Origin of the sequence: Lysobacter sp. CA199 (genome assembly GCF_052078715.1) — a bacterium.
Taxonomy (GTDB): Bacteria; Pseudomonadota; Gammaproteobacteria; order Xanthomonadales; family Xanthomonadaceae; genus Lysobacter.
The window spans coordinates 153,729-168,675 of the sequence record NZ_JBQJIL010000006.1; the positions used below are offsets into that span (position 1 = coordinate 153,729).

Sequence of the window (14,947 nt, forward strand, 5' to 3'; positions counted from 1 at the left end):
ATTTCAGCGAAACAGCGCGACAGCCGTCGGAGATCCGCGGTGAGAACACCGGCCCATTGCGCGCGTTCATGGGAAGCGAATTTCGATCGTGGCGCTTTCTCGGCGTCGCGCTTGTTAGCGCGATGGATATCACGTTTTCAAGCCTTTTTATATCAAGGCCGGCTAGCCCAGCGAAACCGGTGCGAACGCGGCGCGCGGAGCAGGCAGCGATGAGTTTCGATCGTGCGCGTTCCGCGCAACCTGATCCGCCGCGCTGCCTGCTTCATTTTTGTTTCATCGAAGAAACGCTCAGCGTTTCCCCGGCTTCAACGCATCCGCCGCGGTTTCGTACACCGGATCGGCCAGCCCTTGCAGATGGCGCGCGGTCGCGCCGCCATCCACATCGAGCACCACCACTTCATTGCGCCCCTGTCGCAACCATGGCGCCGGCACGAGTAACGTCTGCTGCGGGCCGATCTTCCAGTAACGGCCGAGGTGATGGCCGTTGACCCAGACATGGCCTTTGCCCCAGCCGCGGGTGTCGAGGAAGGTGTTGCCGGTACGGTCGAGTGTGAACTGTCCGCGCCAGAACGCCGGGTCGGTGCGTGGCTGTGAGCGCTGCGAATAATGCAGGCGGCTCAAGTCCGTCAGCGGCAAGGGATAGTGGGTCCAATCGAACAGCTCAGTGGCGCCGACGCGGACCGAACGGGTGATGCCTTTGCGTTCCTCGTCCAGTCGGGCGCCGAAATTGATTCGGCCCATGTTCTCTACCAGAAGATCCAGGCGCGTGCCGGGCTTCAATGCGACATCGAGCTCGCGCTCGCCGAACCGCCGATCCAACGTCCCCAACGGTTTGCCGTCGCCCAGCACGGTGGCGTAATCGCGCACTTCGTCGATCACCAGCTTGCCGCTGGCGTCAGCCGGTACCGTGTTGCGATAGAGCACGAAGCCGTAGTTCTGATCCAACGCTTCCATACTGCGCGGCAGCTCGGCCTTCACCGGTCGGCTCAGCACAGGCAGCGCATCGAGCAGCGACACCGATTCGCGCAGTTCGAATCGCGGGATGGCGATCGTCGCCACGGCGGGTTCCGCTATCGGCGGCAAGGTCTCGCCCGATTCCAGATGGCGCCCGATCACTTCGCGCAGGGCGCGGTATTTCGGCGTGATCCGGCCGGCTTCATCGACCGGCGAGTCGTAGTCGTAACTGGTGGTGTCGGGTTGGTACGGCATCTCGCGGCTGTAGTTCGCGCCGGGCAGCCAACCGAAGCTCGTACCGCCGTGGAACATATAGAGATTGAACGAGATCTTGTTCTGCAGGAACCATTCGACCGTCGACGCCGCGCGCTGCGGCGGCGTGGTGTGGTGTTGTTCGCCCCAGTGATCGAACCAGCCGGCCCAGTACTCGCCGACCATGCGCGGCCCGTTCGGACGGAACTTGCGCAATGCCTCGAACGAACTCTTGGCGTCATCGACCTCGCCGTCGAAGTTGATCACCGCGGTCACGCCGGGCAACGGGCCGCCTTCGAAATAATGCGGGCCGGCGCCGTCGGAGGTGAACAGCGGCACGTCGAAACCGGCGTCGATCATCTGCCGCTGGGCGGTGCGCATGTAGTCGCGATCGCGACCGTAGGAGCCGTATTCGTTCTCGATCTGCATCATCAGGATCGGCCCGCCGCGGCTGCTCAGCAGCGGCGCCAATTCCCGATGCACGCGGCGCAGGTAGCGTTCGCCCGCGGCGAGGAAGCGCGGGTCCATGCTGCGCACGCGCAAGCCCGGCGTGCGCAGCAGCCAGGCAGGGAAGCCGCCGAAATCCAGCTCGGTGCAGATGTACGGGCCCGGGCGCACGATCACGTCGAGGCCTTCTTCCTGGGCGGTGCGGATGAAGGCGGCGATGTCCAGATTGCCGCTGAAGTCGAATTGCCCGGGTTCGGGTTCGTGCAGGTTCCAGAACACGTAGGTGGTGACCGTGTTCAAGCCCATCGCGCGCGCCTGGCGCAGGCGTTCGCGCCAGAACTCGCGCGGAATGCGCGGATAGTGCATCTCGCCGGAGCGGATCAGGTGCGGCTTGCCGTCGAGCATGAAGCGATCGCCTTCGATCGCGAACCGCGGCGAGGCGAGTGCTGGCGCGCTCGACAGCGCGAGTGACAGTGCCGCGCCGAGCGCGCAGGCGGCGATACGTAGGCCCAATCCGGTCATGTTTGCTCCCAGGCAGTGTTGAACGCATGCGCGGTGCGCGCGATTTGCTCCGGCGCGACGCCGGGCCGGTACAAGGTGCCGCCGATGCCGAAGCCGCTCGCGCCGACCTTGCGCCAGGGCGCCAGCTGATCGGCGCGGATGCCGCCGACCGGCAGCACCGCGGTGTCGGCTGGCAGTACCGCGCGCAGGGCGGCGAGCATCGCCGGCCCCAGCGCATCGGCCGGAAACAGCTTGAGCGCGTCGGCGCCGGCATCGAGCGCGGCCAGGCATTCGCTCGGCGTGGCGGCGCCGGGCAGGGCCAGCAGGCCGTTGCGCTTGGCGCAGGCGATCAGCGCCGGATCGGTGTGCGGGCAGACCATCAGCCGCGCGCCGATCCCGCTCAACGTCTGCACTTCCTCGGCGCGACGCACGGTGCCGGCACCGAGCAGGATCGAATCTCCGAAGCGCCGTTGCAGGCGGGCGATGCTCTCGAATGCGTCGGGCGAATTCAGCGGCACTTCGACGATGCGCCAGCCGGCGCCCCACAAGGCTTCGCCGACCGGCACCGCTTCATCGGGCGTGATGCCGCGCAGAATCGCGACGAACGGGGACCGGGCGAGCCAGGCGTGCAGTACCGCAGGTGTCAGTGGAATCGTCATACGTATCCGGCGGCTTGGGCGACGCGCCACAGCCCGTGACAGAACGCGGTGTCGCCTTCGATGATGTAGTGGGCGATGCCGAAGCGGCGCAGCGCCAGCGCATAGGTCGCGGCGAGTTGCGCGCCGCCGACGATCGCGACCTCGATCTGCGGCGCGCTGGCGGTGTTGGCGCCGAGGCATTCGTAGCCAACAAGGAGGCCGGAAAGGAACGCAGGCAGCTCTTCCACCGGAGCAGCATTACGCACATTGCGCGCCCTGACCCCGAACAACTGATGCAACCAGTCCGGCCGCTCGCGTGCCGTGTCCAGGCCATTGAGAAATCCACGTTCCGACCACGCACCGGCCGGCAGTCCGCGTCCAAGCAAACTGCGTTCGAGCAGCAACGAGTAGAGTTCCCCGGTCGGATAGGTAGAAAACCCGACCACGGCGCCCGCCTCCAAGCGCAACCACTTGCTGTGCGTCCCCGGCGCGACCACCCGCCGTGTTCCAGGCGGAACGCCGAGCGCCTGGGTTTCCTCGCCGCGCATGACATCGTCGAAACCGTCGCTGGGACCGCTGACGCCGGGCACGATCGCCGCGCGGCGATGCTTGAACCGCAGCGGCTGCAAGGCCGCGGCCAGGACCGCGGCGTCGGCCGGCAGCGACGCGTACGGGGCTTCCTGCCAGCCGCTGCGCGCGCCGACCATGCCGGCCAGCAGGATCGGCGCGTTGCCGTCGTCGAGGTCGACGCTGAGCAGTTCGTCCAGGGCGGCGGCGAAATCTTCCGCGCCGGACAACGTGGCCATGCCGCGCGCGCTCTGGCGGGTGGCTATGACGCCGCCGCGCGCGTCGAAGGCGTGCACGCGCAGATGGGTCGAACCCCAATCCACGCCGATCAGCGCGGTCGCGCCGCTGCCGTGCCCGTGGCCGCTATCGATGGCCATGACGTTCCTCCTCGCGGCGCAGCGTACGGCCGCGGCGTTCGCCGGTGGCCCGCGCGTCGCGCAATGCGCACGCGCCGGCGACCCACACCGCGCGGATGCCCGCGGCGGGTTGCTTGGGATCGGCGAAGCTGGCGCGATCGGCGATGGTGGCCGGATCGAACAGCACCAGATCCGCCGCCAGCCCCACCGCGATGCGCCCGCGTTGTTTCAAGCCGAAGCTGTCGGCCGACAGCGAGGTCATGCGCCGGATCGCTTCGGCCAGATGGAACAGGCCTTCGTCGCGGCAGTAATGCCCGAGCACGCGCGGGAACGCGCCCCACAGGCGCGGATGCGGGTGCGCGTCGTGCGGCAGGCCGTCGGAGCCGATCATGGTGCGGTCGTGGCTGAGCACGCGGCGCACGTCGTCCTCGCGCATCTGGAAATACACCGCGCCGGCCGGGTGCAGGCGGCGCGCGGCTTGTTTCTGATCCACGTTCCAGTCGGCGGCGATTTCGCTCAGATCGCGGCCGGCGTGCTCGGGATGCGGCACCGACCAGCTCACCAGGATCCGGATCACGCCGTCGACGTAATCCGGATCGAGCACGGTGGAGCCGGCGGTGTAGGGATAGGCGTCGAGCCCGACCCAGTGTTTGCGCCGGCGTTCGTCGATGCGCGCCAAGGTCTCTCGGGTGCGGCCCCAATTGTTCGGGCCGGCGCATTTGTGATGCGAGAGGATCACCGGCGTGCGCGCGGCCTCGCCGGCGTCGATGGCTTCATCGAGCGCGTCGAGCACGCCGTCGTACTCGTCGCGGATATGCGAGGCGTACACACCGCCGCGCGCGCCGCTTTCCATCGCCAAGGCGGTCACTTCGCTGTTGGGCGCGGCCTGGCTGGGCTTGTAGAACAGGCCGCTGGAGAAACCGATCGCGCCGGCGTCCATGGCCTGGCGCAGGTGCGCGCGCATGCGCTCGATCTCCTCGGCGCTGGCGGCACGCTGCAGGTCGGCGACTTCGGCGATGCGCAGGGTCGAGTGCCCGACCATCGCCGCGACGTTGACTGCCGGGCGCGCCGCATCGACCGCGTCGAGGTAGTCGGCGAACCGTTCGAAACGGAAGTCGCTTTGCCTGCCGATCAGCGACAAGGGCGCGGGCGGTTCGCGGTCGGCGCGCCAGGGCGCCAGACTGATGCCGCAGTTGCCGGCGATCACCGTGGTCACGCCCTGGCTGAGCTTGTTGAACACGCCTGGGTCGTCGAGCACGGCGCGATCGTCGTGGGTGTGCACGTCGATGAAGCCCGGCGCCAGCGCCAGGCCCTGTGCGTCCTCGCGGATGCGTCCGCGCAAGGCGTTCGGCGCGCCGATCGCGGCGATGCGCTCGCCCTGGATCGCCACATCGGCCCGATACGCCGGCCCGCCGCCGCCGTCGAAGACTTGCGCATCGGCGATCACCAGGTCGTACGCGGTCTGCGCGACGAATGCGTTCACGCGCGCCTCGGCGATTGGGTACGTTCCAGCTCGGCCTTGGCGCGCCGCGCTTTCTCCAGCACTTCGGGTTGCCGGCGCAAAGCCACCGCGATCGCCAGCATGTCGATCACTGTCAACTGCATCAGCCGCGATACGCCCGGCGAGTATGGCGTGGCCGCGCTGGAGGGCGGCAACAACAGCGGCACGTGCGCGTCCCAGCCCAACGGGGTGCCGACCTGGGTCAGCGCGATCACCCGGGCGCCCTGTTGTTTCGCGATGCGCACGCTGTCGTTGACCTCCGGGCTGCGTCCGGACAGCGAGATCGCCAGCAGCACGTCGCTGGAATCGAGCATGCCGGCGGCCAGACGTTGCAGATGGCCGTCGCTGTGCGCGGTGGCGGCGATGTCCAGGCGCAGGAAACGCAGGAACGCGTCCTGCGCGACCACGCCGGAGCCGGAGCCCACGCCGATGCAGCAGACCCGGCGCGCGCCGGCGATCAACGCTGCGGCGGCGTCCAGCGCGGCGGGGTCGGTGCGCTCGCGCACGTCCTGCAACGCCACCGAGATGCTGTCGCAGACCTTGTGCACCAAGGTCGCCGCGTCGTCGTCCTTGTCGATGGTGACCGCTTGATACGGCACGCCCGCGGCCAGGCCGTGCGCGAGTTGCACCTTGAACTGGCGCAGACTCTCGCAGCCGACAGCGCGGCAGAAGCGGGTCACGCTGGGCTCGGACACGCCCGCGCGCGCGGCCAGTTCGCTGATGCTGGCATGGATGGCGAAGTCCAGATCGGCCAGTACCACCTCGCCGACCTTGCGCTCGGCCGGCCGGAGCTTGTCGAGCGCGCCGCGGATCGCCGGAATGAGGTTGTCGGACACGTGAGGCGGCTCCTCAGAAGAAAGTGTTGATCGCGCCGACGACGCGGTAATGGTCGTCGGTCAGCAACATCAGCGGCCATTTGTCGAAGGTGGTGCACGGGTGCGAGATGCCGTTGGCGACCAGATCGCCCACTTGCAGCGGATGTTCGGCCGGCAGTTCCAGGTATGCGTGCTGGTCGTTCATCTTGACGATGCGCGCATCGCGCATCGGCCGCGGCGCGGGCTCGCCGGGGCGGTGCCAGCACAGCGGGCGCGGCAGATCGATGTCGTAGGACGCATCGCGTTTGCCCAGGGTCAACAACGCCAGCCCCGGTTCCGGCCGCGACTGCACCATCGCCCATACCTCCAGCGCCGGCTGCAGGCCGTGGCGGAAATCGGCGTCGTGGCGGCCGCGCATTTCCTGTTGCAGGCCGTGGTAGAAACCGTGGTCGGAAGTGAGATAGCAACCCGAGCGCAGCACCCGCCGCAACGGCCGCGACAGGTCGCTCAGTCCGGCGAAGGCGCGGGCGACGACATCGAAGTAGGCCGAGCCGCCGGCGCTGATGAGGATCTCTTCGCTGTCGAACAGTCCCTGCGCATCGCAAGCGCGGGTCACCTCGACCATCTGCGCCAGCAGCGATTCCACCCGTTGCAGATCGGCGGCGCGATCGGCGCCGACCCACAGACCTTCGTAACCTTCGATGCCGGCCAGGCTCAGATACGTGGCCGCATGCACCTCGCGCGCCAGCTCCAACGCCGCCGCCGCGCCGCGCACGCCGGCGCGCCCCGCGTCGGCGCCCAGTTCGATCAGCACCGGCAAACGCCGTTGCGGCGCGATCGCCTGCACGATGCGGTTCAAGCGTTGCGCCCCGGCGCTGGAATCGACCAACACCCAGGCCTGGAAATCGGGCTCGTCGCGCAGCAGCGCGGCCAGGCTTTCGATATCGGCCGGCGCCACCGGTTGATTGGCCAGCAGCACGCGCTTGACGCCGAAGCGATGGGCCACGCGCAACTGCGGAATCGTCGCCAGCGTTATGGCCCAGGCGCCGGCATCGAGTTGGGCCTGGAACAACTGCGGACTCATCGTGGTCTTGCCGTGCGGCGCGAGCAAGGCGTCGGCGCGTTCGACGAACGCGCGCATCCAGGCGATGTTGTGATCCAGGGTGGACTGGCGCAGCACCGCGACCGGGTACGACAAGCCGCCGTCGAGCACGTTCAAGCCCAGTCCGGCGATGGCGTCCTGACGCAACGGCTGTTGCAGGGCCAGACCCTTGGTGCCGGGATGCAACAGCTGCCGGTCCAGCGCGCGCAGTGCCTCGTTCATCAGAACGGCTCCAAGGTCAGTTCCGAGGCCATCACCCGGTTGCCGGCCATCAGTCCGCCGTCCACTGGCAGCACCGCACCGCTGATCATCCGCGCGTGCTTGGAGGCCAGGAACCACGCCGCGTCGGCGATGTCTTCGGGGGTGGCGAAATCGCCGAGCGGATACCACTTCTTCAGTGCTTCGAACACCTGCGGATTCTTGTCCGCGCGCGCTTGCCACGCCTGGGTCTTGACCGTGCCGGGGCAGACCACGTTGGCGCGCAGTCCGAGTCGGCCGTACTCGATCGCGATCGACTTGGCGTAGCTGATCAGCCCGGCCTTGGCCGCGCTGTAAGCCGGATGACCGAGCGCGGTCAGACCGTTGACCGAACCGATGAAGACGATGTTGCCGCGCGTGGCCTTGAGCCCGTCGAGCGCGGCTTCGACCGTGCAATAACTGGCGTGCAGGTTGAGGTCGATGTCGAGTTGCCAGGCGCCCGGCGCGGTGCCGGCCAGGCTCAGGCTCTGCGCGCTGCCGGCATTGGCGACGACCGCGCCGATCGGGCCGTGCGCCGCCACCACCGGCGCCAGCGCCGCGCGCAACGCGTCCAGATCCGACAGCTCGCTCGCCGCGGTCAGCACCTGGCCGTCGCCGAACTGCGCACTGAGCGCTTGCAGCGCGGAGGCATCGCGATCGTGGGCGAGCACGCGGTCGCCGCCGGCGACGAAGCGCTCGATCAACCCTCGCCCGATTCCACCCGCAGCCCCGGTAATCAACGTCAATCGGTTATCGCTCATGAGCCGCTCGATCCTCATCGATCCGACTGCAGCGTGCGGCCGAGCGCCTGGAGACGATCGCTGCGCAGCAGTCCGTAGTTGTAGAACGAAACATCGCCGATGCCGGCCGTCTTCACGGCCGCCAGCGCCGGCGCCAGTTCTGCGCCGTCGCCCAGGTCCGGCGGTCCGGGGCGCAGGATCGCACGCACACGCTTCGCATCGCCGACGCGTTGCACGGTATCGAACGCATCGGCAGCCACGCGCGCGGCGCTGGCTTCGTAGAACGGCACCTCGACGCCGTCGCAGGCGCGGGCCAGCGCGGCCAGCTGACTGCCTTCGAGCCAGGTGTTGGCGGTCGGGCGCTGCACGGTGGGAATCACCCACACCTCGCGGTCGCGCGGCACCGCGTCGCGGATCGCCGCGACCAGGGCGGTGACGCGCTCCTGCCGCAGCTTCAGATACGCCGCCAACTGCGCCATCTCCAACAGATCGGCCATCAACCACGCCGCCGCCTGATCCGGCGCGGCATCCACCGGCGCGGACAGATAAGCGTCGACCCGCGCCCGTACCCGCGCGGCCAAAGCGTCGGCATCCAGATCGGCCTGCATCGCCAGTCGCCGGCAATGCGCGCAGAAGCACAGGCCCAGCAGCGTGTCGAGCCACAGATTGCCGCGCACCTGGGCGAACTCGTGGTGATAACCGTGCGCGTAGGGCAGCCAGTTCGGCGTTTCCAGCACCAGTCCGCGCACAGGTTGCCGGGCGATGTCCGCGCACAAGGCCTGGGCATAGGCGAACACCGCCGGCGAAGACGGGCACAGGCTGTAGTGATAAGCATCGCCCCAGGCATTGCGCGCGACGTGCAGCGGATGGCGTTCGCCCAGACGGCTGTTGTGCAGCAGCACGGTCCAGGCGCGCACTTGCAGGCGGCCGTCGTCGGCCAGATCGGCGGCGACGTGGCGCAGCGCCGGGTCGGAGTGCGCGGCCGGAGCGATCTCGCCGTAACGGTCGCGATCGGGTTCGAAGTAAGCCGCACCGTCTTCGGGAAACACCACGCGTTGGCCGCGGTGGTGCGGGCTGATGAATTTGCCGGCGTGGTAGGCCAGGGCCAGGGTGACTGAGTTCAAGCCCAGCTCGACGGCCTGGGCGGAGAACTCGCGCGCGCCGCGCGATGCCACGTCCCAGGGATAGGCATACAGCGAGCGCACAGGGGTCGAGCGGCCGGCGGGCATCGGCGAATCCTTGTAATTTTAAAACATGAGGCGTCGGTCTGTTGCGCAAAGCTACCAAATTGCCTCATATATCGGCATTGTGCAGTGCAAAATGCATGCTGAAACTTTGTAAGATAATTTCATGGCGTGGGCGATCTGTCACCTCCGGGCGATTCCGCCGGTCGCCGGCCCGGTCGTTCGCCGCGCGGTTCGGACGTAATGGCCACCCCTTCAACGACTTACGAGATCTGCGCATGAGCGAACACGACGGCATCATCCGTTACGGCCTGGAGCCCAGCGGCGCGGGCGGCCAATCGCTGCCGTTCTCGCCGGCCGTGCGCGCCGGCGATTTCGTCTACATCTCCGGCCAGGTCGCGATGACCGAGCGCGGCGAAATCGAGCAGGGCGGGATCGAGGCGCAGACCCGGCGGACCATGGCGAACGTCCAGAAAGTGCTGGGCCTGGCCGGCTGCGGCCTGAGCGACGTGGTCAAGATCACCGTCTGGCTCGACGACACCCGCGATTTCTGGACCTTCAACCGCATCTATCGCGAGTACTTCGGCGAACACCCGCCGGCGCGCTCGTGCGTGCGTTCGCAAATGATGGTCGATTGCAAGATCGAGATCGAAGCCATCGCGTACAAACCCTTGCGGCGCTGAGCGCCGTCGTCCCCGACCCTCCTTCGCATTCCACCGAGGCACCTGCATGAACCGACGCGACTTTCTCGCCACTTCCGCCACCGCCAGCACGCTGCTGGCCAGCAGCGCGTTCACTCCGGCGTTCGCGCGCAAACGCGGCGCCAAGCTGCGCATCGGCCTGATCGGCGTGGGCATGCGCGGGCAGGTGCATCTGGCCGAACTGCTGCGTCGCGACGATGTAGAGGTGACCGCGCTGTGCGACATCGAGCCGATCATGCTCGATCGCTCGCTGGCGATGATCGCCAAGGCCGGCAAGGCCAAACCGCTCACCTACGGTGCCGACGGCGACAACCAGGCCTATGACAAGATGCTGGCCAAGGGCGGCCTGGACGGCGTGATCATCGCCACGCCGTGGGAGTTCCATGCCGCGCAGGCGATCGCGGCGATGCGCGCGCGAATCGCGGTCGGCTGCGAGGTGGTGGCCGGCATCACCCTGGACGATCACTGGGAGGTGCTGCGCGTCCAGCAAAGCACCGGCACCCCGTACATGCTGCTGGAGAATGTGTGCTACCGCCGCGACGTGCTGGCCGCGCTCAACATGGTGCGGCAGGGGCTGTTCGGCGAGATCGTGCACCTGCAGGGCGGTTATCAGCATGATCTGCGCGGGGTCAAGTTCAACAGCGGCAATCCCGATCAGCCTTACGGCAGCGGCGTGGAGTTCGGTCCCAAGGCGTGGTCGGAAGCGCGCTGGCGCACCGAGCATTCGGTCAAGCGCGACGGCGACTTGTATCCCAGCCACGGCATCGGCCCGTGTGCGATGGCCATCGACATCCATCGTGGCAATCGCTTCACCCACTTGAGCGCGTTCTCGAGCAAACCGCGCGGCCTGCACGATTACATCGTCAAGAAAGCCGGACCGGATCATCCCAACGCCAAGGTCAAGTTCAAGCTCGGCGATCTGGTCACTACCCAATTGCTGTGCGAGAACGGCGAAACCATCGTGCTGCAGCACGACACCTCGTTGCCGCGCCCGTATTCGCTGGGCTTCCGCCTGCAGGGCACCGATGGGTTGTGGATGGATCTCAACGATTCGATCCACATCGAAGGCAAGAGCCAGCCGCACAAGTGGGACAAGGCCGACGACTGGTTCGCCAAGTACGACCACCCGCTGTGGAAGCGCTTCGCCAGCGCCGCCGCCGACGCCGGCCACGGTGGCATGGATTTCTTCGTCATCAACGCCTTCGTCGAGGCGCTCAAGGCCGATGCGCCGATGCCGATCGACATCTTCGATGCGATCGCCTGGAGCGCGATCACGCCCTTGTCCGAGCAGTCCATCGCCGAGCACAAGACTTTGGAGTTCCCGGATTTCACCGGCGGCAAGTGGAAGGAGCGCAAGCCGATCTTCGCTTTGAACGATCGCTACTGATCGGGCCGCTCCAGAGGCGGGCCCTCACCCCAACCCCTCTTCCGTAAACGGGAGAGGGGCTTATCGGGCGTGGTCACCCTGCGGGTGACTGGGCGGGCGCCGTTCGTCTGTAACCCTTAAATTCGTATTGACAGGTTTGGCAATGCAGCCATAACCTTTAAAAACAATTTAAAGGGTTGCAAGCCATGCCTCCCTCATTCAAGCCCCAGCGGCTGAGCCGCATGTTGGCCGGCGGCGTGCTGCTGGCCGCGCTCAACGCCTGCGCGCAGTCGGCGCCCGCTCAAGCCGGAGCCGTCATGCCCGCATCGCCGTCGCATTCCAGTGCCATCGTGGTGATCGACGCTCCCAGCAATCTCGGCCTGCGCCCGCCGCGGCCGGGCGTGGAGCCGGGCGTGCGTCGCTTGCCGCAGGCCTTGCGCGCGGCCGGACTGGCGCGGCGCTTGCGGGCACGCGATGCGGGCGAGGTCGCGGCGCCCGCGTACTCGCCGGAGCCCGACCACGACATCGGTTTCCGCAATGGCGCCGCCGTTCGCGATTACAGCCAGACCTTGGCCGATCGTCTCTCGCCGTTGCTGCAAGGCGGCGAATTCGTGTTCGTGCTCGGTGGCGATTGCAGTGTGCTGTTGGGCAGCGGCTTGGCCTTGAAACAGCGCGGTCGCTATGGGCTGGCCTTCGTCGATGCGCACGACGACTTCTCCTTCGTCCGCGACCGCAAGCGTTACCAGGGCTACCTCACCGCGGCCGGACTCGATTTGGGCCTGGCCACCGGACACGGACCGAAGGCCTTGTCCGATCTGCGTGGTCAGTCGCCGTACTTCCGCACCCGGGACGTGGTGCATCTGGGGCTGGTGCTGGCCAAGGACGACAAGCGGGACTACGAGTTCGAAAGCTTCGAGCGCTCGGGCATCCACATCGTCGACGCTGAGGCGATTCGCCGTGACGGCGCCGACGCGACCGGCCGCGCCGCGCGCGAGCGGCTGGACGCGATGCCCACGCAAGGTTTCTGGATCCACGTCGACGCCGACGTGCTGGCGGCGCGGATCATGCCGGCGGTGGATTCGCCCACGCCCGAAGGCCTGGAGTTCGAACAACTGCGCGCGTTGCTCGCGCGGCTGTTGGCCAGTCCCAAGGCGGTGGGCATGGAGTTGACGATCTTCGATCCGGATATCGATCCCGACGGCGCCCTGGCCCAGCGCCTGGCCGATACGGTGGCGCAAGCGTTCGAGGACAGTGGCCGTTGGCCGCCCGCGCAATCGCCGTCCGCCGCGCAGGCACGTTGAGGCCGGCATGCAACGACGCGACTTTCTCGCCGGCGGGGCCGCCGCGGTGCTGCTGGTGGGCGGTCGCGCCGTCGGCGAAATCGCCCCGGCATCGGGCGAGTGCGACGACGCGTCCGCGCAGCCTGGTGCGCATGCGATCAGCGTGCATTCGATCAGCATGGGCTCGCGCCTGTTGTTCATCAGCGGACAGGTGCCGGTCGATGCCGACGGCAACACGCTCGCGCGCTTCAGCCCGCAATGCCGGCTGGCGTGGCGTAATGTCGAGGCGCAACTCGCGGCGGCCGGCATGGGGCTGCGACATCTGGTGAAGGTGACGGTGTTTCTGGCCCACGTCGACGACCGCAGGCGCGAGCGCGATATCCGTCGCGAACGCCTGTGCGGCCTCGCGCGCCCTTCGGTCAGCGTGGTGGTGACCGGGATTTACGACGAGGCCTGGCGGATCGAGATCGAAGCCATCGCGCTGGCCTGATCCGACGCCCGGCGTTCGTGCTCAGCGCGCGGCGCCGAACTCGCGATGAGACGCGCGGTACTCGCGCGGCGCCATGCCCACGGTGGCCTTGAACTGGCGCGCGAACGCGCTCTGATCGGAAAACCCGCACGCCAGCCCGACCTGGGCGATGCTGGCCTCGCCGCGCAATTCGCGCATCGCCGCTTCGATCCGCAGCTTGGTGATGGCCTGTTGCGGAGTGAGCTGGAACACGCGCTGGAAATGCCGCTCCAACTGCGCCACCGACAGCTTGGCGACCTGCGCCAGCGCGGTCACGCGCAAGGCGCTGGCGTAGTGTTCGTGCATGTGTTCGATGACCAGCCGCAGGCGTTCATAGGTGGGATCGCGCCCGTCGGGCGAGCCCAGATCGCGCGACAGGCCGACCAATCCGCGGCGTTGGCCCGGCAGTGGCAGCGGGCGTTTGCCGGTCAGGCACCAGCCGGGCTGGCGATTGGGATACAGATGCACTTCGAGTTGGTTCTCGATGATCTCGCCGGCCAGCACGCGCCGGTCCTGGATCGCGTAGCGCCCGCCCAGGCGCGCCGGAAACACTTCGGTGACCGCGCGGCCGATCACGTCCTCGCGGCGTTTGAGCCCCAGGCGCCGCACCAGGGTCAGATTGGCGTGGGTGTAGCGGCCGGCATCGTCCTTGACGAAGAACACCACGTCCGGCAGTGCGTCGCACAGCGTTTGCATGAGTTCGGCGTCGATGCTCGCCGCGGCGGGAGTAGCAGGCGCTGAGGGCATGGCGGGCTCGCGGGGGCTGGCGACGTTGCCCGGATTATGCCGAATTCCGCATCCGATGCCGGCAAGGTCCGCTAGACCCGGAACGGCCGGGCCGCGAGCATGTGGGCATGCACAGCCTCGACATCATCGACTCGCACACCGGCGGCGAACCGACCCGCGTGGTGGTCTCCGGATTCCCCGATCTGGGCGCCGGTTCCCTGGCCCGGCAGCGCGAGCGGTTCCGTGCCGAATTCGACCACTGGCGCAGCGCCATCGCCTGCGAGCCGCGCGGTTCGGACACGGTGGTCGGCGCGTTGCTGTTGCCGGCGCAATCGGCCGATGCCTGCGCCGGGGTGATTTTTTTCAACAACGTCGGTTACCTGGGCATGTGCGGCCACGGCACCATCGGGCTGGTGCGCACTCTGCAGCATCTGGGTCGCATCGGGCCCGGTTCGCACCGCATCGAAACCCCGGTCGGTACGGTCGGCGCGTATCTGCACGAAGACGGGCGGGTGTCGATCGACAACGTGGAAAGCTGGCGTCACGCCGCCGCGGTGCGGCTGGACGTGCCCGGCTACGGCGAAGTCGTCGGCGACGTGGCCTGGGGCGGCAACTGGTTCTTCATCGCCAAGGCCGGACGCGAGATCGCGTTGGCGCATCAGCGCGATTTGACCGCGTATGCCGAAGCGATCCGCCACGCGCTGGAAGCGGCCGGCGTCACCGGCGCCGACGGCGCGCAGATCGACCACGTCGAACTGGAAACCGCCGCCGCCGCGCCGGACAACCACGGACGCAACTTCGTTCTGTGTCCCGGACTGGCCTACGACCGCTCGCCCTGCGGCACCGGCACCAGCGCCAAGCTGGCCTGTCTGGCCGCCGACGGCAAACTCGCGCCGGGCGCGGTGTGGCGACAGGAGAGCGTGCTCGGCAGCGTGTTCGAAGGCTCCTATCGCCCCGGCGAACGCGGCGTACTGCCGACTATCACCGGCAGCGCGCACATCACCGCGTGTTCGCTGCTGCTGATCGACGAAGCCGACCCCTTCGCCTGGGGCATCGCCGCGCGTTGAGCGAC

14 protein-coding genes are annotated in these 14,947 nt (G+C 67.9%); 5 read left to right on the forward strand and 9 right to left on the reverse strand.

Annotated elements, in window-relative coordinates:
• Positions 1-288: 288 nt before the first annotated feature.
• Genes ACTOWJ_RS12065 through ACTOWJ_RS12100 form a run of 8 tightly spaced genes read right to left on the reverse strand, consistent with a single transcriptional unit; the run spans position 289 to position 9,339 of the window.
• Positions 289-2,175 (reverse strand): beta-galactosidase, encoded by a 1,887-nt coding sequence (locus ACTOWJ_RS12065; protein ID WP_441334867.1) that lies wholly within the window; start codon positions 2,173-2,175, stop codon positions 289-291.
• The gene (locus ACTOWJ_RS12070; protein WP_441334868.1) at positions 2,172-2,813 is read right to left on the reverse strand and encodes a 2-dehydro-3-deoxy-6-phosphogalactonate aldolase; all 642 of its coding nucleotides are present in this window, start codon (positions 2,811-2,813) and stop codon (positions 2,172-2,174) included. Before ACTOWJ_RS12070 ends, ACTOWJ_RS12065 begins: the two co-directional genes overlap by 4 nt.
• Complete coding sequence (locus tag ACTOWJ_RS12075; RefSeq protein ID WP_441334869.1) at positions 2,810-3,736, reverse strand: 2-dehydro-3-deoxygalactonokinase; 927 nt, start codon at positions 3,734-3,736, stop codon at positions 2,810-2,812. Before ACTOWJ_RS12075 ends, ACTOWJ_RS12070 begins: the two co-directional genes overlap by 4 nt.
• Positions 3,723-5,198 (reverse strand): N-acyl-D-amino-acid deacylase family protein, encoded by a 1,476-nt coding sequence (locus tag ACTOWJ_RS12080; RefSeq protein WP_441334870.1) that lies wholly within the window; start codon positions 5,196-5,198, stop codon positions 3,723-3,725. The genes ACTOWJ_RS12075 and ACTOWJ_RS12080 overlap by 14 nt, the downstream gene beginning before the upstream one ends.
• Entirely contained in the window at positions 5,195-6,052 is an 858-nt protein-coding gene (locus tag ACTOWJ_RS12085) for a MurR/RpiR family transcriptional regulator (RefSeq protein ID WP_441334871.1), read from the reverse strand. The genes ACTOWJ_RS12080 and ACTOWJ_RS12085 overlap by 4 nt, the downstream gene beginning before the upstream one ends.
• Positions 6,053-6,065: 13 nt before the next feature.
• The gene (locus tag ACTOWJ_RS12090; protein WP_441334872.1) at positions 6,066-7,355 is read right to left on the reverse strand and encodes an alanine racemase; all 1,290 of its coding nucleotides are present in this window, start codon (positions 7,353-7,355) and stop codon (positions 6,066-6,068) included.
• Positions 7,355-8,131, reverse strand: coding sequence for an SDR family oxidoreductase (locus ACTOWJ_RS12095; protein ID WP_441334873.1), 777 nt, complete (start codon positions 8,129-8,131; stop codon positions 7,355-7,357). The genes ACTOWJ_RS12090 and ACTOWJ_RS12095 overlap by 1 nt, the downstream gene beginning before the upstream one ends.
• A 14-nt stretch (positions 8,132-8,145) precedes the next feature.
• Positions 8,146-9,339, reverse strand: a complete 1,194-nt coding sequence (locus tag ACTOWJ_RS12100; RefSeq protein WP_441334874.1) for a hypothetical protein — start codon at positions 9,337-9,339, stop codon at positions 8,146-8,148.
• A gap of 233 nt (positions 9,340-9,572) precedes the next feature.
• Here ACTOWJ_RS12100 and ACTOWJ_RS12105 point away from each other — a divergent pair, with 233 nt between their 5' ends.
• From ACTOWJ_RS12105 to ACTOWJ_RS12120, 4 genes are all read left to right on the forward strand, one after another.
• Complete coding sequence (locus ACTOWJ_RS12105) at positions 9,573-9,977, forward strand: RidA family protein (RefSeq protein ID WP_441334875.1); 405 nt, start codon at positions 9,573-9,575, stop codon at positions 9,975-9,977.
• A 46-nt stretch (positions 9,978-10,023) separates the two neighbouring features.
• Positions 10,024-11,382 (forward strand): Gfo/Idh/MocA family protein, encoded by a 1,359-nt coding sequence (locus ACTOWJ_RS12110; protein ID WP_441334876.1) that lies wholly within the window; start codon positions 10,024-10,026, stop codon positions 11,380-11,382.
• A gap of 185 nt (positions 11,383-11,567) precedes the next feature.
• Positions 11,568-12,662 (forward strand): arginase family protein, encoded by a 1,095-nt coding sequence (locus ACTOWJ_RS12115; protein WP_441334877.1) that lies wholly within the window; start codon positions 11,568-11,570, stop codon positions 12,660-12,662.
• A gap of 7 nt (positions 12,663-12,669) precedes the next feature.
• Positions 12,670-13,131, forward strand: a complete 462-nt coding sequence (locus ACTOWJ_RS12120) for a RidA family protein (RefSeq protein ID WP_441334878.1) — start codon at positions 12,670-12,672, stop codon at positions 13,129-13,131.
• A gap of 21 nt (positions 13,132-13,152) precedes the next feature.
• Here the strand turns inward: ACTOWJ_RS12120 and ACTOWJ_RS12125 are convergent, their stop codons facing one another.
• On the reverse strand, positions 13,153-13,896 hold the full coding sequence (locus tag ACTOWJ_RS12125; RefSeq protein WP_441334879.1) for a helix-turn-helix domain-containing protein: 744 nt from the start codon (positions 13,894-13,896) through the stop codon (positions 13,153-13,155).
• Positions 13,897-14,003: 107 nt separating this feature from the next.
• Between ACTOWJ_RS12125 and ACTOWJ_RS12130 the strand changes: the two genes are divergently transcribed.
• Positions 14,004-14,942: a 4-hydroxyproline epimerase gene (locus ACTOWJ_RS12130; protein WP_441334880.1), complete on the forward strand. Its 939-nt coding sequence runs from the start codon at positions 14,004-14,006 to the stop codon at positions 14,940-14,942.
• Positions 14,943-14,947: the final 5 nt, after the last annotated feature.

Coding starts and splice junctions, on each gene's coding strand:
- ACTOWJ_RS12110 (WP_441334876.1), top strand. CDS start 10,024: ATGAACCGACGCGACTTTCTCGCCACTTCCGCCACCGCCAGCACGCTG.
- ACTOWJ_RS12070 (WP_441334868.1), bottom strand. CDS start 2,813: ATGACGATTCCACTGACACCTGCGGTACTGCACGCCTGGCTCGCCCGG.
- ACTOWJ_RS12065 (WP_441334867.1), bottom strand. CDS start 2,175: ATGACCGGATTGGGCCTACGTATCGCCGCCTGCGCGCTCGGCGCGGCA.
- ACTOWJ_RS12090 (WP_441334872.1), bottom strand. CDS start 7,355: ATGAACGAGGCACTGCGCGCGCTGGACCGGCAGCTGTTGCATCCCGGC.
- ACTOWJ_RS12100 (WP_441334874.1), bottom strand. CDS start 9,339: ATGCCCGCCGGCCGCTCGACCCCTGTGCGCTCGCTGTATGCCTATCCC.
- ACTOWJ_RS12095 (WP_441334873.1), bottom strand. CDS start 8,131: ATGAGCGATAACCGATTGACGTTGATTACCGGGGCTGCGGGTGGAATC.
- ACTOWJ_RS12075 (WP_441334869.1), bottom strand. CDS start 3,736: ATGGCCATCGATAGCGGCCACGGGCACGGCAGCGGCGCGACCGCGCTG.
- ACTOWJ_RS12115 (WP_441334877.1), top strand. CDS start 11,568: ATGCCTCCCTCATTCAAGCCCCAGCGGCTGAGCCGCATGTTGGCCGGC.
- ACTOWJ_RS12125 (WP_441334879.1), bottom strand. CDS start 13,896: ATGCCCTCAGCGCCTGCTACTCCCGCCGCGGCGAGCATCGACGCCGAA.
- ACTOWJ_RS12105 (WP_441334875.1), top strand. CDS start 9,573: ATGAGCGAACACGACGGCATCATCCGTTACGGCCTGGAGCCCAGCGGC.
- ACTOWJ_RS12130 (WP_441334880.1), top strand. CDS start 14,004: ATGCACAGCCTCGACATCATCGACTCGCACACCGGCGGCGAACCGACC.
- ACTOWJ_RS12120 (WP_441334878.1), top strand. CDS start 12,670: ATGCAACGACGCGACTTTCTCGCCGGCGGGGCCGCCGCGGTGCTGCTG.